This is a genomic window from Brevundimonas sp. GW821-FHT12C05 (genome assembly GCF_058807475.1).
This window is the reverse complement of sequence record NZ_JBXAQS010000003.1, coordinates 33,595-56,713: the sequence shown is the minus strand read 5'-3', so window position 1 is coordinate 56,713 and position 23,119 is coordinate 33,595. Positions and strand designations below refer to the sequence as shown.

Sequence of the window (23,119 nt, the reverse complement as noted above, 5' to 3'; positions counted from 1 at the left end):
GTGATGTTCAAACTGCTGGTCGCGACCATGGTCGCGTGCATGACAATGCTCGCGAGCGGCGCCTCCGCGCAGCAGGTTGAGCGAGCGCCGACGCCCGCCTGGGTCAAGCCGCCTGTCGCCGATGCGCCGTCGACCGCGACCGGCGATGCCGCCCTTCGGGTCCGGTCGGTCGATCATCAGATCCTCTTCGACGCCGCCGGAACCCACACCTATGTGCTCCAACGCTTCGAAGCCTTGACCCGGCAAGGCCTGACCGGCCTCGGCACGGTCAGTCTGGCCTGGACCCCGCCCCGGGAGACGATTCAGGTCCACTCGCTGCGCATCATTCGCGGCGGCGAGGTGATCGACATTCTAGCCAGCCAGGAATTCCAGATTCTGCAGCGCGAGAACAATCTGGAGTCGGCCGTTCTGGACGGTCAGCTGACCGCCACTCTTCAGCCGCGCGACGTCCGCGTCGGAGACATCATGGAGTTGGCGTTCACCACCCACGACACCCATGGCGTTCTGGCCCCGCATGTCGAGAGCTTCGACACGCCGGGCTTCAGTCAGATGGATCATTTCCGCCTGCGCGCCAGTTGGCCGGATAGCCACCCCGTGCGGGTCGCCGCGTCCGAGCCCTGGACCGATATCCAGCCTCGCCGCGAGGCCGGCGGCTGGGTCTATGAAATCAATGCGGCGAACCTGCAGCCCGACCGCGCTCCCGACAATCTGCCGGCCCGCTTCAACCTGTACAGGACCGTTCAGTTCACGGACTACGCGTCCTGGGCCGACGCTTCCCGGATGATGGCGCCGCTGTATGAGAGAGGCGCAACGCTGGAGGCGGATTCGCCGCTGCTGGCCGAGATCGAGCGCATTAGGGCCGCCCACGCCACGGACGCGGACCGCGCCGCGGCGGCGCTGCGGCTCGTTGAGGATCAGGTCCGCTATCTCGCCCTCTCCATGGGCGAGGGCAACTATACGCCGATGTCGGCTGACGAGGTCTGGCGCAGCCGATACGGCGACTGCAAGGGCAAGACGGTCCTGCTGCTGGCCCTTCTGCGAGGGCTCGGTATCGAGGCGGAAGCCGTTCTGGTCAGCACCCGCTGGGGAGACGGGCTCGACAATCAGATGCCCCTGATGGCCTGGTTCGATCACGTCATCGTTCGCGCTGTGGTGGACGGGCAGTCCTACTGGATGGACGGGACGCGTATCGGTGATCGCAAGCTCGCCGACCTGGTCCCTCCGCCCTACCACTGGGGTTTGCCGGTGCGTGCCGATGGAGCCGGTCTCGAGGTTATTCCCCAACCGCCGCTGACGACCCCGAGCACCGAGGCCGTAGTGGAGGTTGACGCCCGCGCCGGTCTCGACGCCGACGCCGGCATCGTCATGGATATGATCTACCGCGCCGACTACGCGACATCGATGCGTCGGCAGGTCGGCGCGATTCCGCCGGAGCAACTTGAAAGCATGTTCAAGGGGCAGTTCAGCGGCGAAGACTCCGGCGTAACCATCGATACCGTCGAGACGCGCTACGACGAGGCGGCCAACGCCCTGCACATCATCCTCAGGGGCAAGACCCGGATGAGCTGGGTCAATGGACCGGCCGGCCGCGTCATGGCCTTCGACGGTTCCGCACTGGTCTTGCCCAGCCAGGAAGAACGAAAGGGCGTTCTGGCGGCGTTCAAGGATCATCCCTACGCGATCGCTCACCCCGTCATGGCGCGATCAGTCACCCGCGTGATCCTGCCCCACGAAGGTCGGGGTTTCCAATTGGAGGGCGGTGATCAGACGGTCGAGGGTGGCGGATACCGACTGGAACGTCGGGGCGTACTGGCCAACGGCGTTGCGGAGCTGACCGTGACTTCCACCAGCCTGACGCCCGAGCTGACCGCCAGGGACATGGCGTCGGCCCGGGATCGCGCCGAGAACGCAACCGCCCTGCCGCTGCGCCTGCGCGCTCCGCTCGACTACGTCGCCACCAATGAGGACGGCGCCCGTCATCGCCCGGGCGACAGCGACATGGCGGATCTGATCGCACGCGCCGCACGGCTGAGCGGGGCCGGCGACACCGTGGGAGCCCTGGCGCTGCTGGACGCGGCGATCGAACGCGAACCGGACAGCGCCGAGGCCCGTCGGGCGCGGGGCGAAGTTCGTGTCGCCGCGCGCGACTTCGACGGCGCGCGCGCGGACTACGATCATGCGGTCGATCTGGACCCCGCCGACAAGGCGGCGACCCTCGGCCAGGGGCTGACCGCCTATTATCAAGGCAAGTACAGCGAAGCCGTGGTCAGCCTCTCTGTCGCTCTTCGTCTTGACCCGTCTGACCAGACGGCGCTGACCGCGCGAGCCGCGTCCTACCATCAGCTGGGCCGCTGGGATCGGGCGCTGGCGGACTACCGCGCCTTCAACGCCGCTTCACCCGACAGCCCGTTCGGCGCCTATGGCGAGATGCGCGCCCTTGTTCGGCTCAATCGCACCGACGAGGCTCGCGCCATCCTTACCAACCGGCTGACCCGTGATCCGACCGATTCCGTCGGGCTGGAAGTCCTGGTGCAGATCGAGAAGGCGGCCGGCCGGCCCGAGGCGGCCTTGCCGGCGCTGGACCGCGCTCTGGCCGCGGCTCCCGACGCCGCGACCCTGCTGGGGTTGAGAGGCCACATTCGCGCCCTGACAGGCGACACGGACGGCGCGCGCACCGACTTCGCGGCCCTGCGGGCCGAGGATCCCAATGATCCGAATATCCGAAACAACGTCTGCTGGGAGCAAGCACTCGCGGCCTTTGACCTGGAGCTGGCCCTTGCGGATTGCGATCTCGCGCTTTCAGCCGGGGAGGCGGCCTATATCGACAGCCGGGCCATGGTCCTGTTGCAGCTGGGGCGTTACGACGAGGCCAAGGCCGAGTACGAGCGCGCCCTGTCGATCACGCCCGACCTGCCGGCCTCGATCTACGGCCTTGGTCTGAGCCGGCTCGCTCTGGGCGATGCCGGCGGAGCGGAGGATCTGGTTCGGGCCCGCGCTCGCGATATCGATGTCGCTGAAGATTTCGCCGTGTTCCAGGCGCGTCATCCCGAATTGGTGAAGTAGCTTGGGCTGGCACAGAGCGCGCGTTTGAGGCATGGCCCGGCCATGAGCGAGTCCTCCGAGAAGAAGCTGGTCGCGGGCTATCGTCGCTTCCGCACGGCCCATTGGCCCGACGCCCGGGCGCAGTACCAGGCGTTGGCGGCGCAAGGCCAGAAGCCGCACACCCTGGTCATCGCCTGTTCCGACAGCCGCGCGGATCCGGCCCTGATTTTCGACGCCGCCCCGGGCGAGCTGTTCACGGTCCGCAATGTGGCCAACCTCGTGCCGCCCTACGAGCCGGATGGTCATCTGCACGGTGTATCGGCGGCGCTGGAGTTCGGCGTGAAGGTGCTGAACGTCTCGCGCATCGTCGTCATGGGTCACGCCTCCTGCGGCGGGGTCAACGCCATGATCCACGGCGCACCCGACAATGTGCAGGACTTCGTTGCGCCCTGGGTCGCGCAGGGCGCGCCCGTCGTGCGCCGCGTGTGTGAGGAGGTCGCCCCGGCGGAGCGGGAGCAGGCGGCGGAGGAGGCGGTGGTGCGCCTGTCGCTGGACAACCTGCGCACCTTCCCGTGGATCGCCGAGCGCGAGGCGGCGGGGACGCTGACGCTGAGCGGCCTGCATTTCGGCATCGCCGACGGCGTGCTTCGCGCGTTGACGGGTCCGGGGCGCTTCGAACCCCTGGACTAAGCCCCTCGTGACGCCTCGCCTCGTCGGACGAAGCGTGGCACACCGGACACCTGTTTTCGGAAGGCAGCGATGACCCCCACTCCTCACGCCAATCCCATTCCCAACATCCTGACCGGCCTGCGCCTCGCCGCGGGCGTGGTGATGTTCCTGATGTTGGCGGGCGCGGCCCCGGGCTTCATGGACGGCTTCCTGTCGCCCGAGCAGCAGCTCAGCTTCGGGGTCTGGGCCTTCTGGATATACGCCGTCGCCGCCTCGACAGACTGGGTCGATGGCTTCCTGGCGCGCCGCTGGCACGCCACGACCCGCTGGGGCGCCATTCTGGATCCGATCGCCGACAAGGTGCTGATCACCGGCGCCATCCTGGGCGTGCTGGCCTCCGGCTCGCTGCCGGGCATCGCCATTCCCTGCGGCCTGATCCTGTTCCGCGAGTTCGCGGTCTCGGCCCTGCGCGAGACCGTGGCGGGCAAGGTCAAGCTGCCGGTCACCCTGCTGGCCAAGTGGAAAACCCTGCTGCAGATGCTCGCGCTGGGCGCCTTGCAACTGACCCTGCTGTGGGACGCCTTCGGCCTGACCAATCCGGACGGCACCGCGCCGGAATGGCAGACCCATTTCGAGACCTTCGCCGTCGTCCTGACCTGGGTCGCCGCCGGCGTCACCCTGTGGACCGGCTGGCAGTATTTCTCGAAGGCCCAGCAGAAGATGAGCCAGCTGTAGGGTTCGGCTTCAACCAGCAAGAAGGGCGGCCCTCGCGGGCCGCCCTTCTTCGTTTCAGGCGGGCCCGATCACCGAACGCCCAGTTCCCGCACCAGCCCGTCCATGCCGTAGACATCGCGCAGGGCCGTGGTCACGGCGCCGGTGGTCACGATGACCGAGCGGTTGACGTTGGGGTCGTAGCCGTAGGCGTTGCGCTGGGTCAGGACGGTGGAGTCGAAGTTCGCGCCCACGATCTCCCCCGCTGCCGTTACGATCGGCGAACCCGACGAGCCGCCGATGGTGTCCGACGACACCGTCATGTTCAGCACGGTCGAGCCGTCGATGCGGTTACGCGCGGCCAGCAGCTTGGGGGCCACGTCGAACGGCGCGGCGCCGGTCGCCCGGTCCCACAGCCCGCTGAAGGTGGTGAAGGCGCCGAACCGCTGGCCCGGCACGTCCGACCCTTCGATCTTGCCGTAGGTCAGACGCAGGGTGCCCGTGGCGTCCGGATAGACGGCGTCGCCGTAGGTCTGGAAGCGTAGGGCGGCCAGGCGTTCCGAGGCGCGGTCAGTCGGCGCCTGAACCCGGGCTTCCCAGTCGGAGCGGGCGGCGCGGGTCTCGTCCTGGATCGACAGCAGATATTTGATCAGCGGATCGTTCGACGCCTCGACGGCGGCGAGGCCGCCCTCCCAAAGCGCGCGGCGAACGGCGGGATCGGCCAGGGTCGTGCCTTCGATCAGGCGCGCCGACAGGCCTTCCGGCGACTCGGCGCCCAGCAGGCCGCGCACCGCGGGGTGATCGACCGTCAGCCATTCGCGGGTCTTGGACAGCCACCACTCCATGCGGACCTGCTCAAGGCCGGAATAGACCGGACGTTCGGCGAACAGGCCGGTCTGCACCGCCGCCAGACGGCTGTCGGCGAACTCGGGCAGGCGCTCGGCCGACGGTTTGCCGCGCTCCTGCGCGCCCCGCACGATCGTCCGCGCCCACAGGAACAGCTGCGATCCGCCGGCCACCGGCGTGGTGCCGATGCCGGTCGTGCCTTCCAGCAGGGCGTAGGCGGGATAGCTCTCGCGCAGGATCGGCTGCACGCCGCTCAGCGTGGTCCAGGGATTGTCGGCGCCGACGCCGGCCTCGGCGCGGCCGCGGAAGTCGGCTTCCTGTTCGGCCTTCATGGCCATGAACGACGGATCGGTCAGCGCCCGCATACGGCCCAGGCCGCGCTTGTAGGTGTTTTCCAGGCTGACGATGGGATCCATCGCTTCGAAGGCCTGGCGCTCGCCCTCTTCAGAATAGCGGATCAGACGGCCGCGCAGTTCCGACGCGATCAACTGGTCCATCGGCAGGACAACGTCGCGCACGCTGAACAGCTGGTCCTGCGTCAGCAGGCGCTGGGTCGCGCCGGGGCTGCCCGAGACGAACACCGGCGTGCCCTCGACCGGCCGGTCGGCCTTCCAGGTGAAGTGGGTCGGCGTCGCCGCCGGGGCGCCGTTCTCGTACAGCCGGATGAAGGCCGCATCGATGGCGAAGCGCGGGAAGCTGAAGTTATCGAGATCGCCGCCGAAGGTCGCGGCCCGATCCTCGGGCGCGAAGGCCAGGCGGACGTCCGAGTATTTCTTGTAGGTGTAGAGCTTGAACTGACCGCCCCGGTACAGGGTCACCACCTGGCAGCGCTTGTTGGGATCGCCGGCGCAGGCCTCCTGCTCGATCCGGCCCGCTTCCGCGTCACGGGCGCGGGTGAAGGCCTGACCCGACAGGCCGGCGCCGACGGCGTGCATCCGCTCGGTCACGTCGGTGATGTCGGTCAGGATCTCGGCGCTGCCGCCGGGGCATTTCAGCTCCTCTTCCCGGCTACGCGGGGTGAAGCCGGTCTCGGCGTAGTTGATCGCCTGGGTGGACAGGTTGGCGACGCAGGTGGCGACGCAGTGGTTGTTGGTCATCACCAGGCCTTCGCCCGACACCAGGCCCGCTGAACAGCCGCCGAACTTCACCGACGACAGCCGCACCCGGTCCAGCCACGCCTGGTCGATATGGGTGCCCAGGGTCCGGTTGGCCCGCGCGATGGGGAAGTTGTCGAAGGTCCACATGCCTTCCTCTGCCTTGGCGGCCGAACCGGCGGCGAGGGTCAGGAGGGCGGCGGCGAAGGCGGGAGTGAGATGACGCATGAAAACGGACTCCGGGCGGGCGGCGTGCGCCCTCATTTGCGGCGGACCATGAAACCAGAAGGGGCCGCCCGGCAAGTCCGGACGGCCCCTCTCGAAGGCGTTGCGGTGTCGCGCCGGATTTAGCGGCGGCGACGCTGCGGTTGATCGACGCCCAGCTCCTGAAGCAGGCGCGGGTTCGGGTAGATGTTGCGCAGCGCCTCGGTGATCGCCGCCGTCGAGACGGAGACGGTCCGGTTCAGCTCGCCGTCATAGCCGAACGAGCCGCCCAGCGAGTGGATGTTGCCGTCGAAGGCCGCGCCGATCACTTCGCCGGCGGCGTTGATCACGGGCGAGCCCGAGTTGCCGCCGATGATGTCGTTGGTCGACGAGAAGTCATAGACCACCGACTTGTTCACCCGGCTTTCGTTGTCGATGAAGGCCTGGGCCGCGTTGAACGGCTCGGCGCCCGTGGCCCGCTCGTACAGGCCGCCCATGTAGGTGAACGGCGGCACGGTCACGCCGCGGTAGCTCCAGCCTTCGATCTTGCCGAAGGACAGACGCAGGCTGAAGGTCGCGTCCGGATACAGGTTGGTGCCGTAGACCGCGAAGCGGGCCTGGGCGACCTTCTCGGCGGCGCGGGCCGTCGGGGCGTTGACCTCGGCGTTCCAGCGATCGCCGATCGCCTTGGCGGCGTCGTCATTGGCGACCACGAAGGCCAGCAGAGGATCAGCCGCGGCCAGTTGCTCGGTCGTCATGGTCGCGGCCTGGGCGCGGAAGGCCGGATCCGCCAGCTTGGTGCCGGTGATCAGGCGCTCGGCCAGGGCTTCCGGGCTCTCGCGGCCCAGCATCGCCTTCACCTGCGGATTGTCGACCGTCAGGTACTCCCGCGTCTTCGACAGCCAGTAGCGCATGCGGATCTCTTCCATATCCACATAGATCGGCGTCTCGGCCGAGATCGTCGCCGCCATCCGGGTGCGCTGTTCGGCGGTCATGCTGGTGTTCTTGGACGCGCGGACCAGGGCCTTGGCGTAGGCGTACAGTTGCGAGCCGCCGCCGGCCGATTGTTCCAGCTGGCGGACGGGCAGGTAGAGGTCGCGGGCCGTGGCCTGCACGCGCTCCAGGTCGGCCCACGGATCGCCGATGCGCTGAACCAGCGACGGGTCGGCGGCGACACGGGCGCGCAGCTCGGTCTCTTCCTCACGCTTGCGGGCCATGAAGGCCGGATCGGTCAGGGCGCCCTGCTGGCCGTAGTAGACCTTGAAGCTGTTCTCCAGGCCGAACACCGGATCGAACGACACGCGCTTGGCTTCGTCGCCGGTCAGCGAATATTCGAGCAGGCGGCCGCGCAGTTCCGAGTTCTGGATCAGGGTGACCGGCAGCTGCTGGTCGCGCAGGCGCTCCAGCTGGCTCATGGTCAGCAGGCGCTGGGTGGTGCCCGGGTTGCCGGACACGAAGGTCACGTCGCCCGCGGCCGGGGCGTTCGGATTCCAGCGCAGATAGTTCTGGCCGACGTTGACCGGCTTGCCGTCCTCGTAGGCGCGCAGGAAGCCCGCATCCAGGGCGTAGCGCGGGAAGTTGAAGTTGTCGGGGTCCCCACCGAAGAAGGCGGCCTGGTTCTCAGGCGCGAACACCAGGCGGACGTCGTCGTACTTGCGGAACTTGTACAGGGCGTATTTGCCGCCGCGGTAGAAGCTGATGACCTGGCAGTTGAACTTGGCGTCGCCCGCGCAGGCTTCGGTCTGGATCTTGTTGATCTCGGCGGAGCGGGCGGCGTTGAAGGCCGCGCCTTCCAGGCCCTGGCCGGCGCCCAGCACGCGGTCAGTGACGTCGACGATCTCGGTCAGGACTTCGGCGGTCTGGCCGGGGCAGCGGCGCTCTTCCTCGCGGGTCGCCGCCGTGAAGCCGTTCTTCACGAGGTCCTGCGTCGGGGTGGACAGTTCCTGCGAGCAGCCGACCACGCAGTGCCAGTTGGTCAGGATCAGGCCTTCGGGCGAAACGAAGGAGGCCGAGCAGCCCTGGATGCGGACCGAGGCGTTGCGCACGCGATCCAGCCAGGCCTGGTCGATGCGGGTGCCGTAGCGCTGGTTCACCGTCGCGATGGGGAAGTTGTCGAAGGTCCACATGCCCTCGTCTGCCTTGGCGGCCGACGGCGCGGCCATGACCGCCATGACACCGCCCACGGCGATGATGGACGCGGTCGCCTGAACGGCGGACCGCAACGAACGGAACAGCATTTTGCATTTCTCCCTTGGGCCGGATCCCGGACGCCGGCCCTGTTACGGCGTAACTAGCGCCTGTCCAACGCGGTCGTCCACGGTTTCCCGTCGCCGCCGTTTCATATCGGCGCTCGCCTTACCCCGATTTAACTTGGCCACAACCTTGGGCGTCGTCACATAGCGGGCAACGTCCGGGACCCGCTGATTTCATGTCGCTCGCACTTTCAACCCTTCTGTATGAGTGGCGCCGCTACATGGCGGCGGTGATGGCGCTCGCCCTCTCCGGCCTGCTGGTGCTGGCCATGACCGGCGTCTTCATCGGCATCGGCAAGGGCTTTACCGCGACCATCGAGCGCTCTGGCGCCGACATCATCATCATGCAGCCGGGCGCCAAGAGTCTGATGAGCGGTCCGTCGGGCGTGCCGCGGCGCTTCATCCCGCTGGCCTATCGCAACTCCGCCGTGGTGGAAGTGCAGCCGCTGGACGGATCCCAGGGATCGTTCCAGCCGATCAGCAGCGTTGATCCCACGATGTCCCAGGCTGAGCGGGCCAAGATGAACGCTCCGGCCATGAACTATGTCCAGGCTAGCATCATCGATACGAGGCCGGGATCGGTCACCATCCCGACCGACTATTCCCCCGAGTTGGTCGACGCCCTGCGCCAGCCCTACACGGTCGCCATCGACGAAACCGCCGTGCGCAAGCTGAAGGTCAAGCTGGGCGACAAGGCCATGTACAACGGCCAGACCGTGACGGTCGTCGGCATCACGCGCGGTTATCCGAACATGATGCAACCCGGCGTCGTCATGTCCCGCGACACCCTGCGGATGCTGGGACAGGCGGACACCGGCCCCCGCGTCGGCCCGCTCATGGTCAAGCTTGATAACCCCTCGCAGGCCGAGCGCGTCGCCGACGAACTGAACGTCCAGGGCGACGGACAGTGGAAGGCCTGGACTCGTCAGCAACTGGCCGACGCCAACGCCGGCGCCATGTTCGAGGAAAGCATTCTGATCATCATCGTGGGCGGCTGCGTGGTGCTGGGCACCATCATCGGCGTGGCCATCACCTGGCAGACCCTGCGCGGCGCCATCATGGCCAATATCAAGGAGTTCGCCTCGCTGCGCGCCCTGGGCGTCGGCATGGGAAGCTTGCGCCGCATCGTCATGGAGCTGAGCTTCTGGGTCGGCTGCGTCGGCGTCATCGCCGCCGTTTTCCTGACCTGGCTGGTCCAGCTTCTGGCCCTGTCCAACGCCATCATCATCGCCCTGCCGATCCCGCTTCTGATCATCGTGGGCGGCGGCCTGATCATCATCGCCATGCTCTCGGGACTGCTCTCGCTCGGCATCCTCAAGAACAGCCAACCCGCGGACCTGCTGCGATGAACAGTCACACCAAGGTTCACGGAAAGCACGGCGACTTCGCCATCGAAGCCAAGGGGCTGATCAAACGGTTCAAATCCGGCAAGGGCTTCGTCGAAGTCCTCAAGGGCGTGGATTTCGACGCCCGCCACGGCGACCTGACCATGGTCATGGGACCGTCGGGCTCGGGCAAGTCGACCCTGATCGCCGCCCTGTCCGGCCTGCTCCGTCCCGAGAAGGGGCGGGTGGACGCCCTCGACGTGGACGACTTGTGGAGCTTCTCCTCGGGACGGATCGACCGCTTCCGGTTGGACCACTGCGGCTTCATCTTCCAGGGCTTCAACCTGTTCCCGGCGCTGTCGGCGCTGCAGCAGGTCGAGATCGTCCTGAAGTTCCAAGGCCTGTCCAAGGCCGACGCCACCAAACGCGCCAAGCTGGCGCTTGAGGAAGTCGGTCTCGGCCACCGCCTGAATCAGCGGCCGTCGGCGCTGTCGGGCGGCGAGAAACAACGCGTCGCCATCGCCCGCGCCCTGGCCAAGGATCCTCACATCCTATTCGCCGACGAACCCACGTCGGCGCTGGACGGCGAGAACGGCCAGGTGGTCATCCGCCTGCTGCGTCGCGCCGCCACTGAACACGGCGCCGCCGTCATCTGCGTGACCCACGACCCCCGTCTCGAGGCCTGGGCCGACCGGGTCATCCACATCGAGGACGGCGTCATCATCAGCGACGAACGCCGCACCCCCAATCCTGACGCCGCCCTGGCGTCGCACTGAACGCCTTCCAGGACCGAGAAACGACATGCTCCGCTTTCTGAAGAACAAGTGGCTCTGGATCGGCCTGATCGCGGTGATCATCGCGATCGCCGGCTTCACCATGGTCCAGGGCAACGCCAAGGCGAAAAAGGCTGAGGAAGAGAAGGCCGCCGCCGAGAAGGTGGAAAGCCCCTATGCGGCCATCGCCAACGCCAAGGTCGATATCGAGGGCGGCATCGTCCAGATCGCGGCCCGCCGCGGCGGCGTGGTTCGCGACGTTCTGGTGCAGGAAGGCGATCGCGTCGTCGCCGGCCAGATCCTGGCCCGTCAGGAAGACGATGAGCCGCGCCTGGCCCTGCAGACCGCCAACGCCGATCTCGCCGCCGCCGAAAGCCAGCTGCGCCTGATCCAGGTCAACATCCGCACGGCCCAGCGTGAGTTCGAGCGCCTGGAACGTTTGGCCGCCACCAACTTCGTCGCCGCCCAACGCCTCGACCAGGCCCGTGACGCCATCGCTTCGGCCCAGGCCCAGCTCGGCTCGCAGCAGGCGGCGGTCGAAACCGCCCGTGCTCGCCGCGACCAGGCCGTCTACAACGTCGAACTGACCGTGATCCGCTCGCCGGCCAACGGCCGCATCGTGCGCCGCTACGCCAACCCGGGCGCCGGCGCCTCGACCCTGAACGTGTCGAACATGTTCGATCTGGAGCCCGACGCCCCGCGCATCGCCCGCGCCGAGATCGTCGAGAGCGACATCCCGAACGTGACCGTCGGCCAGCAGGTCGAGATCACCCCCGAAGGTGACACCTCCAAGGTCTACGTCGGCACCGTCCTGCGCCGCGCCGCCGTCTTCGGCGCCCGCAAGCTGGCCTCGGACGACCCCTCGCAGCGTTCGGACGAGCGCGTCATCGAGGTGGTGGTCACCGCCGGCGACGCCCCGCTGCTGATCGGCCAGCGCGTGCTGGTGAAGTTCATGAAGCCCGGCCAGACCGCCGGCGCCCCGCGCACGGTCGCCGCCGGCGTTCCGGCCGACCGCTCGATGCGCGCCCCGGCCCGTCAGGGCGGCTGATCAACGGCTAGCGGCGCGGGTCAGGAAGTCCCGGATCAACGAGACGACCTGATCCAGGTGGGTCTCCAGCAGCCAGTGCCCCCCGTCGTCGAACAGATTCAGTTCGGCGTCGGGGAGGTCGCGCAGCCAGGCTCTGGCGGCGCCGACAGGCATGTAGCCGTCCCGCGGTCCCCAAACGATGAGCGTCGGCGGCTGATGATCGCGCAGCCATGCCTGATAGCGCGCGAACCAGTCGCGGTTCTCCAGCAGGCCCGCGATCAGGTCCAGATAGATCGCCTGGCGGCGCGGCGTCGTCAGCGCCCAGTGCAGGGTCCACAGATCGGGTGAGATTCGTGCGGCGACGTCGCCCTCGCTCCCATTCAGGAACTCCTCCCGATAGCCGTCCTCGGTGATGGCCTCCGCCAGCTTGGCCTTCCGTTCAGGCGTGGGGTTTTCCCAGTAGACTTTCAGCCCGGCGTACTGGGGACCCAACTGGTCCTCGTAGATGTCGCCGTTCTGGACGATCAGGGCCGCGATCCGTTCCGGCTTCCGGATCGCCAGCCGCAGGCCGACCTGGGATCCGAAGTCGTGCAGGTAAAGCGTGAAACGCTCCGCCCCGACCGCATCCGCGAACCGCTCCAGGAACCGCGCATAGCCGTCGAAATTATAGGCGAACTCGTCAGGCGTCCCGCTGTAGCCGCAACCGGGAAAGTCCGGCGCCAACAGTCGCCACCGATCCCCCAATCGCGCCATCAGGCCGCGGAACTCGTAGGATGAGCAGGGATAGCCGTGCGGCAACAGCACGGTCGGCGCATCCGCCGGCCCGGCTTCGCGATAGAAGATATCGACGCCGTCCACGTCGACACGGCGATGGGACACGACGGCCATGGCTGCTCCGATCGGGATTGAGGCGGGTAAACGCCTCCACCTCCGGTCCGGTTTCGATGGTCAGCCGGGCGGTGGGAAAGACCGAGCCTGGGTTTTCAGCCACAGGATCAATGCGCGTTCTTCGCGTCGCCGCTCACCCGTTCCTCCTATGACGACAAGCGCGCCGCCGTCAGGGATGAAGCCGAAAGGCGCGGCCAGCCGCCCCGCCGCAAGGTCGTCCGCCACGATCATCCACGGCAGGACCGCCGCTCCCAGTCCCGCCAAGGCCGCGTCCAGGACGACATGCAGATGGGGCAGAACGCGGTCCCGTCCGGTCGGGGGCGACCGCCCGCTGGCTGAGGTCCAGTCGCTCCAGGCGTTCTCCCGGGTGCGGGTCGTCAGTCGGGCCGATGTTTCTATTCGGTCGACCAGACCGGGCACGCAAACCAGGCCGATCCGGTTCTCGGTCAGAACCTCGATCCCCGGCGCCGTGCGGTGTTCGGCGTCGACATAGCGTAGCGCCAGATCTGCGCCACGCTGGCGAACCGCCCTGTTCTCGAGTTCGCTGAGATGAAGGGCGATCTCCGGATGGCGCGCCTCGAAATCCGCCAGCCGGGGCACCAGCCACTTCACCGCCAGGCTGGGGTGCGCCGCCAGCCGCACGTCCCGCCGCGCCCTCACGTTCCGGACCGCGCCTGCCAGCGTATCGAAGCCGGACGTCAGTCCCGCCAGCAGGGTTTGGCCGGCCTCGGTCAGCCTCAACCTGTGCTTGGGCCCTTCGAACAGGCGCACGCCCAGCGCGGCCTCCAGCGCCTTCACCTGCCGGCTGACGGCGCTGTGCGTCACATGCAGTTCGGCCGCCGCCCGGGTGGCGCTGCCGGTCCGTCCCATCGCCTCGAAGGCGCGCAGGCCGTTCAGCGACGGCAGCGGTCCTCGAGGTGTGAGATTTTCGAACATCGTCTGGTCGATAAGTCGCTTTCGCCGGCGCCGCAATCCCGCGATCCAGCGCCATGTTCACCCGCGCTCGTCTCGTCGTTCCCGTCCTTGGCTTGGGCCAGATCGTCGCCTTCGCCTCCAGCTACTATCTGTTGGGCGTGCTTGCCGATCCGATGGCGCGAGCCTTCGACCTGCCGCCGACCCGGGTGTTTGCGGCGCTGTCCGTGGCCCTTCTGATTTCGGCTGTCCTGACCCCGTGGGCAGGCCGATGGCTTGAGCGGCGGGGCGGGCGACGCGTCCTGGGATGGGCCCACGTCGCCTTCGCCGCCGCTCTGTTTCTGATGGCCGCGGCCCCGTCGAAATGGGTCCTGCTGGCGGCGGTCGCGGGGCTGGGCGTCGGCATGTCGATCGGTCTGTACAGCTCGGCCTTCGCGACGCTGGTGGAGATCCACGGCGCGCAGGCGCGGCGGCCCATTACCGCCGTCTCCCTGCTCGGCGCCCTTGGCGGAGGGCTGGGCTGGCCGATCAGCCGCCTGATCGTCGAGGCCTCCGACTGGCGGGTCGCCTGTGGCGTCTGGGCGCTGGCGCACCTGTTGCTCTGCCTGCCGCTGACCGCCTTCGTCCTGCCGGGCCGTCCCGCGGGCGCGATTGCCGCCGCCACGGTCGTGGGCCGCGTCGGCTGGGACCGCCGCATGATCCAGATCGCCGGCGTTTTCGCCGGAGGCTGGATGGTTTCGACCGCCATGGGGGCGCATCTGCCGCGCTTGCTGGCCGATCTGGGTCTGACGCCCGCCCATGCCGCCTGGGCCGCCGGACTGATGGCCGCCAGCGCCGTCACGGCGCGCCTGTTCGACCTGCTGGTCCTGCACCGTTCGCATCCGGTCCTCACCGTCCGGATCGCCAGCCTGTTTCATCCGCTGGGCGCCGTCCTGGCGGTGGTCGGCGGCGCGCGGCTGGCGCCCATGCTGGCGATCGGGCAGGGGCTGGGCAACGGCCTGCTGTCGGTCGCCTCGGGCGTCCTGCCGCTGCATGTGTTCGGCCCGGATCGCTACGCCGTCCGGCAGGCGCTGGTCCTCACGCCCGCCCGCTATCTCCAGGCGCTGGCGCCCGCCGCCTATGCGCTCGCGGTCGACGTCTCGCCGGTCGCGGCCCTGACCCTGTCGGGTCTCGCTTGTCTGGGGATGTTCGCGATGACGTTTGGGTTGCGGCCGGTCGGGGAGGTCGCATAGCTTTCACTATGCAATCGACGCGAGAGGTGTAGGCTCCCGCTTCTCAAGCTTCACAGGAGACGTGTCATGGCCTTCCCGACCGCCGTCAACGACCAGATCACCGACGCGATCACCCAGAGCAATGTCAGCGTACTGGGCGAGTCGCCCGCCGTGGCGCTGGGCAGCCTGTACCAGAGCATGGCGCACTCCACCGGCCTGATGTTCCACAATGCGGTCGCCGCCCAGCAACAGCAGAACATCGCCGCCCAGGCCGCCACCACTCAGGGCGTGATGCAGATCTACAGCCTGGACACCGTGGCGACCGCCAAAATTCTTGGGGCCTAGGATGAAACGGCCCACGCCGAAGGCGGGCGCGGAGGCCGGACCGGTGAAACCCGCCCCCCGGTCTCGCTATGCTCACGTCAATCGGGAGGTCACCGACTCGGTGACCGAAACCAATGTGAAGGTGACGGCCGACGCGCCCGCCATGGCGATGGGCGGGCTGTATCAGAGCTTCGCCCACGCCTCGGGGATGATGTTCGAGAACGCGGCCGCCGCTCAAGGACAGCAGTTGGCGCTCGCCCAGGCCGCAAGCAACGTCGGCATCGAATTGCTCTATCGGGCGGCCGGCGTCACGCCGCCGACGCCGGCGAACGGCAAACCGCCTGTCGAAGGGACGGTCTGAGATGGCGAAGCCTCCGCCCCCGAAGCCCGCGGCTCCGAAACCTTCTTCCAAGCCGGTCGTGTCGAGGCCGGATCCGACCCTCGAAGCCATGGTCCGGCTGGCGGTGGTTCAGTCGGTCTGCATGAACCTCGTCGACGCCGCCGCTCATGTGCGACGCACGTCCATCCTGGCTGAAGCGGCGAGCACCGCGGCTCTGATGCGCGCGCTTCAGGCCCCCGAAGGCGACAGGAGCTGGGTCGCGGCCCTCGAAGGGGCCGGAATGATGATGAGCACGGCCTCCTCGGCCTTCGTCGCCGCCACTCAGTCGGCGATGGCGATGGCGGTCGATCCGCCCAAGGACGCCTAACGCCCCTTGAAGTCCGCCGGGCGCTTCTCCAGCACGGCGTTGACGCCCTCGGCGTGATCCTCGGTCAGGTGGGCCAGCGCCTGCATGGCGGCGGTCATCTCCAGAATCTGGTCGAAGGTCGCGTCGCGGCCCTGACGCAGCAGGGCCTTTGTCATGCGCAGCGCATTGGGCGCCTGTGCGGCGATCTCGGCCGCTGTCGACATGGCTTCGTTCAGCAGGGCGTCGGCGGGAACCACCCGATTGACCAGTCCCCACTCCAGCGCCGTCCGCGCATCCAGCGTCCGGCCGGTGAACAGCAGTTCCGCCGCGCGGACATAGCCGACGTTCCTGGGCATCAACCACGCCCCGCCGTCGCCCGGCAGGATGCCCAGCTTCAGGAAGGGCACGCCGAACGAGGCGGCCTCCGAGGCGATGCGGATGTCGGCCAGCCCGGCGATGTCGCAGCCCAGCCCCATGGCCGGGCCGTTCACCGCCGCCACCAGCGGAACCTCCAGCCCGTACAGCGACCGCACGATCCGGTGCACGACGCGGCGGTAACGCTCGCGGATGTCGGTTCCGGCGCCCGCGAACAGGTCGCGCCTGTCCTGCATCGCCCGCAGGTCGCCGCCCGCCGAGAAGGCGCGGCCCGCACCGGTCAGCACCACGCAACGCACGTCGCGGTCGGCGTTCACGGCCTCGCAGGCGGTGGCGAAGGCCTCGCCGTCCGCCAGGTCGGGCAGGGCGTTCAGCCGTTCGGCGCGGTCCAGCGTCCAGAGTTCGATCGGGCCGCGGCGTTCGATGTGGATCAGGGTCATGCCCCGCTCTGCACGACTCACCGCGCGGGCTCAAGCTGCCGTCGCGGGAGCGCCGATCCGCGCTCAAGCAGCGAGTGACCGCGTCAGGAGCGACAGCGCCCTTCGCAGAATGCAAAAGCCCCGGACCTTGCGGGCCGGGGCTTCCGTGTTCTTCGGATCCGGGTCTCGCCTTACCGGCGCGCCCTGTCGATCTTGATGGGTACGAAGTTCGACGGGTGGCTGATCACGCGATCGCCTGCGCCGTTGGTGTTCTTCGTGTTCACCAGCATTCCGCCCCAGAGCGCAAAGCTCATCATGGCGTGCTGGAGGTTCCTGTCTTTGTCGTTCATCTGTGATGTCTCCTTTCGTTGAACGATGAAAAGAGACACGTCGTGCTGATCGGGAGTCTCACCGTCATAGTCGTTTCGCGTCATGGTCAAGGTAGGATATCCCTGAGCGAATTGCAAGTATTTTTACTCCGCTACCGGACCATATTTCGTACCCATGTCATCAACTGTCCCCTCCATGCCACACCAGCCGCCCCGGCCCGTCGCCACGCCCTGTGTGAAGGTGTGTATCGTTGACGGTCCGACCGGCCTTTGCCTGGGCTGCTATCGCACCCTTCCGGAGATCGGGGGCTGGAGCGCCCTGACAGACGACCAGCGCGCCGCGATCATGGCCGAGCTGGCCTCGCGCCGCTCGCGGATCGACCCGGCGAAACTGGGGCCCGTCTGACCGGGCGGATTCAGATTTCGTCCACCATCCTCCTTCACCGCATCCCAATCGGCCTGTGCGACAGGGGAGGGGCCGCAGTAAGCGGTGGTTGCCGCGAGTTCGCGTCTTCATGCGTTTCGACCTGTCTTCTCTCGGGGTGCTGGCCCTGGCCGTCGCCTCGTCGCTGACCGTCCTGTGGTGGATGGAGCAGACCGGCCTGCGTGGCGAAGCCCAGGCCGCCGAGATCCCCGCCGTCCACGCCGCCGCGACCGGCGTTCCGGGCCAGGTGCTCAAGGCCGCCGACGGCCACTACTGGGCCGAGGCGCGGATCGACGACCACGCCGTGCGCGTCATGGTCGACACCGGCGCCAGCGTGGTGGTCCTGACCCCCGCCGACGCCGCCCGCCTGGGCTTCGATCTGGAACCTGCCGATTTCAGCGCGAAGGTGGTCACCGCTTCGGGTCCCGTCCGCGCCGCTCCCGTTCAGCTTCAAGCGGTCTCGGTCGCCGGCGCCCGCGTCGAGCAGGTCGAGGCCCTGGTGGTCGAACAGGGCCTGCCCCACTCCCTGCTGGGCATGAGCTATCTCGGCCGCCTGTCCGCGTTCACCGCGACGCCCGCAGCCCTGACGCTGCGTCCCTAGGCCTTCACAGCGCCTTCACCACCACCGACAGCGCCGTCGCCACCATGTAGACGGCGAAGACCTTGCGCAGGACGCGCTTGTCCAGCCGATGCGCCAGCTTCGCGCCCCAGGGCGCGACCGCCGTGGTCAGCACGCCCATGACGATGGCTGCGGGCACATTGACGTAGCCGATCGAGAAGGGCGGCCGTCCGACCGCATCCCAACCGAACACCACAAAGCCGAACGCCGCCGCCGCCCCGATGGCCACGCCGAAGCCCGAGGCCGTCGCCACCGCCTGATGGATCGGCCGTCCGCACAAGGTCATGGTCAGGCCGCCGAAGCTGCCGCCGCCGATCCCCATCATGGCCGACAGCCCGCCGATCGTCGTTCCGATCACCCGCCGCGCCCAGCCGGTCGGCATGTCCTTGGCCAAGGTGAAGCGTTCGGGCAGGAAGCCCAGCTGCAGTCCGATCAGCGCCAGGCAGACGCCGTAGACGACGGCCAACCCTTCCATCGAGGCCACGCCCGCGACGGCCGCGCCGACCAGGCCGCCGAGTCCGACCCAGGGCGTCCAGCTTTTCAGCACCGCCTCGTCCACCGCGCCGTGGCTGCGATGCGCCTTCAGCGAGCGCCAGCTCGTCGCCACGATGGTCAGCAGGGAGGTGCCCACCGCGACGTGCAGATTGCTCTCGCCGCCGACGCCCAGCACCTCGAAGGCGTAGAACAGGGCGGGCACGATCACCGTCCCCCCGCCCACGCCGAACAGCCCGGCCACCAGTCCGCCCGCCAGCCCCGCCGCGACCAGCGCCGCCAGCAGGATCAGGATTTCGGACAGGGGAAGGGCGGTCATGGATCGGGTTTAACCGCTCCGCCTCAATCCGCCAGCCAGAACAGGTCCTCGACCTTCGCATCCAGCGCGCGCGCCAGGCTCAGGGCGAGGATGGTCGAGGGGATGAAGACCCCGTTCTCCACCGTGTTGACGGTCTTGCGCGACACCCCGGCCTTCTCGGCCAGTTCCGCCTGCGTCAGGCCCGCGGCCTGCCGCGCCTCCTTCAGCCGCGAGGCGAGCCGCGGATCACCCATCGTCGGTTTCCATCTCCCGCTCGGGGCGGCGGTGCAGGGCGGTGAAGCGTAGGGCGGCCGTCGCCGCCGCGAGCCACAGGATCATCGGCAGGGCGATCACCGTCACATCCGCGTTCCACAGGCCGACCAGATAGGCTCCGGTCCCCCCGACCAGCAGCACCCAGAAGGCCCAGGTCATGGCGCTGGCCCGGTAGGCGCGGGTCAGTTCGTCGTCCAGCAGGCGCTTCATCTTCCGCGAGGCGCCGTCCCAACCCATGATCATCACGGGGATCAGCAGCAGGTTCAACACGGCGGCTCCGGCCAGGAGAACGCCGCTCCAACTGGTGTCCTCTCCGTTCAGCCACTCCTGGGCGCGGGTCATGGCGACCACCGTGATTCCCAATGTGGCCGCCGGCAGGATGTTGATCCGGCTGACCCAGTCGCGCTGCATCCGGTCGCGATAGCTGCCGGGCCCTTCCCGGGTCCGCTCGGCGTCATCGCTGCGGAAGGCGAACATTCCGCCGACCCCGACCATGGCCACCGCGAGCCCCAAGACGATCGCGATCGCCAGAAGGTCGCGCGCATCCGGCCCATTTTCGTTCCAGTTGATCGCGGCGCAGCAGGCGATGAATACGCCCACACAGAAGACCGCCACGGCGATCCTGTACCGCGTCGCTCGCCGCCGCTCCACCGCTCGCCAGTTGTCGTCGTCCATGGCCCTGCTTCCCCGTGTCACCTAGGGGTTACATGTCACCTCAGGGTTACACGAGTCAAGCGGCTAGAGCAGCAGGGCGCCCCTCGTGTCTCAGCAGCCAGGTCTTGCGCTCCAGCCCGCCGCCGAAGCCGACCATGGCGCCGTCCGCGCCCACGACGCGGTGGCAGGGCAGGACCACCGCGATCGGATTGCGGTTCAGGGCCACGCCCGCCGCCTGGGCTGCGCCGGGTTCGCCCGCGCGCTTGGCCATCTCGCCGTAGCTGATGGTCAGGCCGGCGGGGATCTCGGCCAGCGCCTTCCATACCCGCGCCTGGAAGCCGTCGCCCGCGACCGCGCCGTCCAGAGACCACGGAATGCGGTGCAGCGCGGCCTGATCGCCGGCGAAATAGGCGGTCAGTCCGTCGCGCACCGCCGCCGGCGTTTCTCCCTCGATCTGGGCCGCGTCCGGATACTCCCGCCGCATCGCCTTGCTCAGCCCCTCGCCGAACGACACGCCGCGCAGCCGCCCTTCGGCGTCGCAGGCCAGAGCCAGCGGGCCGACTGGGGAGGGCAGGATGGAGAGGGTCAGAATCATCGGGTCAGCCTAGCCCGGCATCAGGGCGTTCATCTCGCCCCAGCCCAACGCACCCTCCATCATCGGCTCGGACACGCCCGTGCTCAGGAAGTCTTTCGCCAGCGTCGCCGTCCGGCCGTAGGCGGCGCTCGCCAGCCCCGATCCGGCGCTCAGCCGCCGCACGCCCAGCCGCTCCAGCTCCGTCGCGTCCGGCAGGCCCGGGAAGGCCAGCAGGTTGACGGGCAGGGGCGTCGCGCCGGCCAGGGTCGCGATCCCTTCGGCCTCGACCAACCCCGGCGCGAACAGGCCGTCGGCGCCGGCCGCCTGATAGATCACCGCGCGCCGCACCGCCTCGTCGACCCGGCCCGTCGGCGCGCCGACGCCCGCCAGCCAGATGTCGCAGCGGGCGTTGATGAACAGGGCGTCTCCCACCGCCGCGCGGATGGCCGCGATCTTGGCCGCCAGCGCCTCGGGCGCCTTGCCGCCGTCCTCGATGTTGACGCCTTGGGCGCCCGCCGCGACCAGGCGCTTCGCCGTCGCCGCCACCTCGGCCGGATCGTCGGAATAGCCGCCTTCGAAGTCGACGCTGACCGGGACGCCCTGCGCCGCCCGCACCACGTCGGCGCACATCTGCACGGCCCGGTCGACCGGCAGGGCGTCGCCGTCCGGCCAGCCCAACGCCCAGGCGCAGCCCGCGCTGGTCGTGGCGATGGCCCGCGCGCCCAGTGAACGCATCACCGCCGCGCTCCCGGCGTCCCAGGCGTTGGGCAGGATCAGCAGGCCGGATCGGTGCAGGTCGTGAAAGGCGGTCATGGGAACTCCTCCGTGTCGGACGTCTACATGGGGGCGCGCATGACGTAGCGCTGGCGGTTTCCGGACATCCTCACCATCCTCGTCTTGCCGCGCCGCAGCAACCTTAACGGCTGCACGCCGTTCTCCCGGCCTCGAACAACGGTCGGAGCCTGACCCATGACGTCCACCAAACTCCTCTACGCCACCGCCGCCGGCGCCCTGGTCCTCGCCGCCGCGCCGCTGGCTTCGGCCCAGACGCCCTACGGCTCGACCCAGCAACAGCAGGACCCCGTCGGCGCCATTCTCGGCGCCCTGTTCGGGGATCGTCTCGGCGTCTCGTCCTCGCTGGAGACCGAGTGGAGCCGGGGGCGCCGCCCGCTCTCGACCCAAAGCGGTCAGTTCCAGACCCGGCTCGACACCGATGTGCGCTCGGGGCGTCTGTCCAGCAGCGAGGCCAACCGCCTGCGCGGCGAGTATGACGACCTGGTCCAGCTGGAGGCCCGTTATACCGCCGACGGCCGGGTCACGACCCAGGAGCGGGCCGATCTGGCCGCCCAGTACCGCGAGTTCTCCCAGCGCGTCGAAGCGGGCGGCTCCGACTATTCCTCCGGCCGCGCGACGGTCGCCGACGGGCGCGCCGATTTCGAGGCCCGGGTCGACACGGCCGTGCGCAACCGTCGCCTGACCCGCACCGAGGGCACGCGCCTGAAAACCGATTATCAGGACCTGATCCGGGTCGAGAGCGGCTACCTGCGCGACGGTCGCCTGACCGCCCAGGAACGTGATGACCTCGACAGCCGGCTGGACGCGCTGGACGCCCGCCTCGGCGACGCGCCCTCGGGCGGGAACAACGGCGGCGGTTATCAGGATAACCGCACCCGTCTGTCGAACATCGAGCGCGCCCTGTCCTCGAACAGCGGGGGTCTCAGCCGCACCGAGATCGCCGACATCCGCGTCGAGGCCGGCGACCTGGCCCGCCTGGAAGCCGCCTACGGCCGCGCCCAGCCTTCGTCCGACGACCGGTCCTATCTGGAGCGCCGCATCGGCGAGCTGGAGGTCCGCGCCCGCGTGCGGCGCTAGAGCGAAAATCGGCTGAGTTGGACGCAGTCCAGCTCAGCTCAGATTTCGCTCCAGCATAATTCTGGAGCCTGCGCGGCCGTATTGTCCTGTCGGCCGCCAGGCGTAAGGTCATGCGGCCGCGTCTCGCGGCCTGAGCTCGAAAGGCGGTCCTCATGTCTCGCTTTCGTACCTTGTCGGTGATCGGCGCCCTCGCCATCGCCGGCTCATTGTCCGCCATGGCGGTCGCCCAGGAACGAACCAGTCCTCCCAGACCTGGCGGCGGTTCCCAGGCGCCGTCGGGCAGTTATCAGCGCACCTGTCGCGGCGTGAACATGAACGGCAACATGCTCAGCGCCCAGTGCCCCGGCCCGACCGGCGCGCCGATCTTTTCCTCGATCGACACCAACAGCTGTCGGGGTCGAGACATCGCCAACGACCGTGGCTACCTGCGCTGCAACGGCGCCGGACCCCAGCCGCCCCGCCCGCCGAGGCCGGAGCCGCCGCGCCCGCCTCGGCCCGTGCCTCCGACGCCTCCGGGCGGGGGCAACTACGAAGCCATCCTCTATACCAGCGCCGACTTCCGCGGGCGGTCGCTGCGGGTCGCCGGCCCGGTCGCCAACCTGGCGCGCTATCCGGGCTTCAATGACAACGTCCGTTCGATCCGCATCGTGCGCGGCCGGGCCCAGGTCTGCGTCGACGCCAATTATCGCGGCCAGTGCCAGACGCTGCGCCGGTCCGTGTCCGACCTGCACCGTATCGGCATGGGCAACCGCATCAGCTCGGTTCGCTGAGGTCAGGGGCGGGAGGGTTCGACCTCCCGCCACCTGCTGACAGACTGCTGTCAGCA

At 68.7% G+C, this 23,119-nt stretch carries 25 protein-coding genes; 14 read left to right on the top strand and 11 right to left on the bottom strand.

Annotation, left to right across the window (positions count from 1 at the left end; genetic code table 11):
• Positions 1-3 precede the first annotated feature (3 nt).
• The 3 genes from AC1RRF_RS12355 (at position 4) to pgsA (ending at position 4,446) form a co-directional block, all read left to right on the top strand.
• A complete protein-coding gene (locus AC1RRF_RS12355; RefSeq protein ID WP_492834937.1) occupies positions 4-3,063 on the top strand; it encodes a DUF3857 domain-containing protein in 3,060 nt (1,019 codons plus the stop codon).
• Positions 3,064-3,105: 42 nt separating this feature from the next.
• Positions 3,106-3,732, top strand: a complete 627-nt coding sequence (locus AC1RRF_RS12350; protein ID WP_492834935.1) for a carbonic anhydrase — start codon at positions 3,106-3,108, stop codon at positions 3,730-3,732.
• A gap of 69 nt (positions 3,733-3,801) precedes the next feature.
• Positions 3,802-4,446: a CDP-diacylglycerol--glycerol-3-phosphate 3-phosphatidyltransferase gene (gene pgsA / locus AC1RRF_RS12345; protein WP_291835534.1), complete on the top strand. Its 645-nt coding sequence runs from the start codon at positions 3,802-3,804 to the stop codon at positions 4,444-4,446.
• Positions 4,447-4,514: 68 nt separating this feature from the next.
• Here the strand turns inward: pgsA and AC1RRF_RS12340 are convergent, their stop codons facing one another.
• Both AC1RRF_RS12340 and AC1RRF_RS12335 read right to left on the bottom strand, forming a co-directional pair.
• The gene (locus AC1RRF_RS12340) at positions 4,515-6,590 is read right to left on the bottom strand and encodes a S46 family peptidase (protein ID WP_492834932.1); all 2,076 of its coding nucleotides are present in this window, start codon (positions 6,588-6,590) and stop codon (positions 4,515-4,517) included.
• 119 nt (positions 6,591-6,709) lie between these two features.
• Positions 6,710-8,803 carry a S46 family peptidase gene (locus AC1RRF_RS12335; RefSeq protein ID WP_492834930.1) on the bottom strand — a complete coding sequence of 698 codons (2,094 nt, stop codon included), beginning with the start codon at positions 8,801-8,803 and terminating at the stop codon, positions 6,710-6,712.
• 191 nt (positions 8,804-8,994) lie between these two features.
• On the opposite strand from AC1RRF_RS12335, the gene AC1RRF_RS12330 reads away from it, so the two are divergent.
• Genes AC1RRF_RS12330 through AC1RRF_RS12320 form a run of 3 tightly spaced genes read left to right on the top strand, consistent with a single transcriptional unit; the run spans position 8,995 to position 11,964 of the window.
• Entirely contained in the window at positions 8,995-10,167 is a 1,173-nt protein-coding gene (locus AC1RRF_RS12330; RefSeq protein ID WP_492834928.1) for an ABC transporter permease, read from the top strand.
• Entirely contained in the window at positions 10,164-10,919 is a 756-nt protein-coding gene (locus AC1RRF_RS12325) for an ABC transporter ATP-binding protein (RefSeq protein ID WP_492834926.1), read from the top strand. Before AC1RRF_RS12330 ends, AC1RRF_RS12325 begins: the two co-directional genes overlap by 4 nt.
• Positions 10,920-10,944: 25 nt before the next feature.
• On the top strand, positions 10,945-11,964 hold the full coding sequence (locus AC1RRF_RS12320; protein WP_492834924.1) for an HlyD family secretion protein: 1,020 nt from the start codon (positions 10,945-10,947) through the stop codon (positions 11,962-11,964).
• On the opposite strand, the gene AC1RRF_RS12315 is transcribed toward AC1RRF_RS12320, so the two are convergent.
• Together AC1RRF_RS12315 and AC1RRF_RS12310 are read right to left on the bottom strand one after the other, a co-directional pair.
• The gene (locus tag AC1RRF_RS12315) at positions 11,965-12,831 is read right to left on the bottom strand and encodes an alpha/beta fold hydrolase (RefSeq protein ID WP_492834922.1); all 867 of its coding nucleotides are present in this window, start codon (positions 12,829-12,831) and stop codon (positions 11,965-11,967) included.
• Between the two features lie 60 nt (positions 12,832-12,891).
• Positions 12,892-13,767 carry a LysR family transcriptional regulator gene (locus AC1RRF_RS12310; protein ID WP_492834920.1) on the bottom strand — a complete coding sequence of 292 codons (876 nt, stop codon included), beginning with the start codon at positions 13,765-13,767 and terminating at the stop codon, positions 12,892-12,894.
• Between the two features lie 53 nt (positions 13,768-13,820).
• Here AC1RRF_RS12310 and AC1RRF_RS12305 point away from each other — a divergent pair, with 53 nt between their 5' ends.
• The 4 genes from AC1RRF_RS12305 to AC1RRF_RS12290 all read left to right on the top strand — a co-directional run bounded on the left by AC1RRF_RS12305 (position 13,821) and on the right by AC1RRF_RS12290 (position 15,985).
• Complete coding sequence (locus AC1RRF_RS12305; RefSeq protein WP_492834918.1) at positions 13,821-14,975, top strand: MFS transporter; 1,155 nt, start codon at positions 13,821-13,823, stop codon at positions 14,973-14,975.
• A 66-nt stretch (positions 14,976-15,041) separates the two neighbouring features.
• A complete protein-coding gene (locus AC1RRF_RS12300) occupies positions 15,042-15,299 on the top strand; it encodes a RebB family R body protein (protein WP_492834916.1) in 258 nt (85 codons plus the stop codon).
• Positions 15,300-15,399: 100 nt separating this feature from the next.
• Positions 15,400-15,639, top strand: coding sequence for a RebB family R body protein (locus tag AC1RRF_RS12295; protein ID WP_492834914.1), 240 nt, complete (start codon positions 15,400-15,402; stop codon positions 15,637-15,639).
• A gap of 58 nt (positions 15,640-15,697) precedes the next feature.
• Positions 15,698-15,985 carry a hypothetical protein gene (locus AC1RRF_RS12290; RefSeq protein WP_492834912.1) on the top strand — a complete coding sequence of 96 codons (288 nt, stop codon included), beginning with the start codon at positions 15,698-15,700 and terminating at the stop codon, positions 15,983-15,985.
• Here AC1RRF_RS12290 and AC1RRF_RS12285 read toward each other — a convergent pair.
• Together AC1RRF_RS12285 and AC1RRF_RS12280 are read right to left on the bottom strand one after the other, a co-directional pair.
• Entirely contained in the window at positions 15,982-16,779 is a 798-nt protein-coding gene (locus AC1RRF_RS12285; protein WP_492834910.1) for a crotonase/enoyl-CoA hydratase family protein, read from the bottom strand. The genes AC1RRF_RS12290 and AC1RRF_RS12285 overlap by 4 nt on opposite strands.
• 170 nt (positions 16,780-16,949) lie before the next feature.
• Positions 16,950-17,108: a hypothetical protein gene (locus AC1RRF_RS12280; RefSeq protein ID WP_376858655.1), complete on the bottom strand. Its 159-nt coding sequence runs from the start codon at positions 17,106-17,108 to the stop codon at positions 16,950-16,952.
• A 154-nt stretch (positions 17,109-17,262) separates the two neighbouring features.
• On the opposite strand from AC1RRF_RS12280, the gene AC1RRF_RS12275 reads away from it, so the two are divergent.
• Both AC1RRF_RS12275 and AC1RRF_RS12270 read left to right on the top strand, forming a co-directional pair.
• Complete coding sequence (locus AC1RRF_RS12275) at positions 17,263-17,493, top strand: DUF1289 domain-containing protein (RefSeq protein WP_492834908.1); 231 nt, start codon at positions 17,263-17,265, stop codon at positions 17,491-17,493.
• Between the two features lie 109 nt (positions 17,494-17,602).
• On the top strand, positions 17,603-18,112 hold the full coding sequence (locus AC1RRF_RS12270) for a retropepsin-like aspartic protease family protein (protein WP_492834906.1): 510 nt from the start codon (positions 17,603-17,605) through the stop codon (positions 18,110-18,112).
• 4 nt (positions 18,113-18,116) lie between these two features.
• On the opposite strand, the gene AC1RRF_RS12265 is transcribed toward AC1RRF_RS12270, so the two are convergent.
• From AC1RRF_RS12265 to AC1RRF_RS12245, 5 genes are read right to left on the bottom strand one after another with little or no spacing between them, the layout of a single operon-like run.
• A complete protein-coding gene (locus AC1RRF_RS12265; RefSeq protein WP_492834904.1) occupies positions 18,117-18,941 on the bottom strand; it encodes a sulfite exporter TauE/SafE family protein in 825 nt (274 codons plus the stop codon).
• Positions 18,942-18,964: 23 nt separating this feature from the next.
• Positions 18,965-19,174 (bottom strand): helix-turn-helix transcriptional regulator, encoded by a 210-nt coding sequence (locus tag AC1RRF_RS12260; RefSeq protein WP_492834902.1) that lies wholly within the window; start codon positions 19,172-19,174, stop codon positions 18,965-18,967.
• On the bottom strand, positions 19,167-19,868 hold the full coding sequence (locus AC1RRF_RS12255; protein WP_492834900.1) for a hypothetical protein: 702 nt from the start codon (positions 19,866-19,868) through the stop codon (positions 19,167-19,169). The genes AC1RRF_RS12260 and AC1RRF_RS12255 overlap by 8 nt, the downstream gene beginning before the upstream one ends.
• A gap of 55 nt (positions 19,869-19,923) precedes the next feature.
• Positions 19,924-20,442 (bottom strand): methylated-DNA--[protein]-cysteine S-methyltransferase, encoded by a 519-nt coding sequence (locus AC1RRF_RS12250; RefSeq protein WP_492834898.1) that lies wholly within the window; start codon positions 20,440-20,442, stop codon positions 19,924-19,926.
• A gap of 9 nt (positions 20,443-20,451) precedes the next feature.
• On the bottom strand, positions 20,452-21,234 hold the full coding sequence (locus AC1RRF_RS12245; protein WP_492834896.1) for an isocitrate lyase/PEP mutase family protein: 783 nt from the start codon (positions 21,232-21,234) through the stop codon (positions 20,452-20,454).
• A 156-nt stretch (positions 21,235-21,390) separates the two neighbouring features.
• Here AC1RRF_RS12245 and AC1RRF_RS12240 point away from each other — a divergent pair, with 156 nt between their 5' ends.
• Together AC1RRF_RS12240 and AC1RRF_RS12235 are read left to right on the top strand one after the other, a co-directional pair.
• Positions 21,391-22,293 carry a hypothetical protein gene (locus AC1RRF_RS12240; RefSeq protein ID WP_492834894.1) on the top strand — a complete coding sequence of 301 codons (903 nt, stop codon included), beginning with the start codon at positions 21,391-21,393 and terminating at the stop codon, positions 22,291-22,293.
• 152 nt (positions 22,294-22,445) lie between these two features.
• The gene (locus tag AC1RRF_RS12235) at positions 22,446-23,063 is read left to right on the top strand and encodes a beta/gamma crystallin-related protein (RefSeq protein WP_492834892.1); all 618 of its coding nucleotides are present in this window, start codon (positions 22,446-22,448) and stop codon (positions 23,061-23,063) included.
• Positions 23,064-23,119 lie beyond the last annotated feature (56 nt).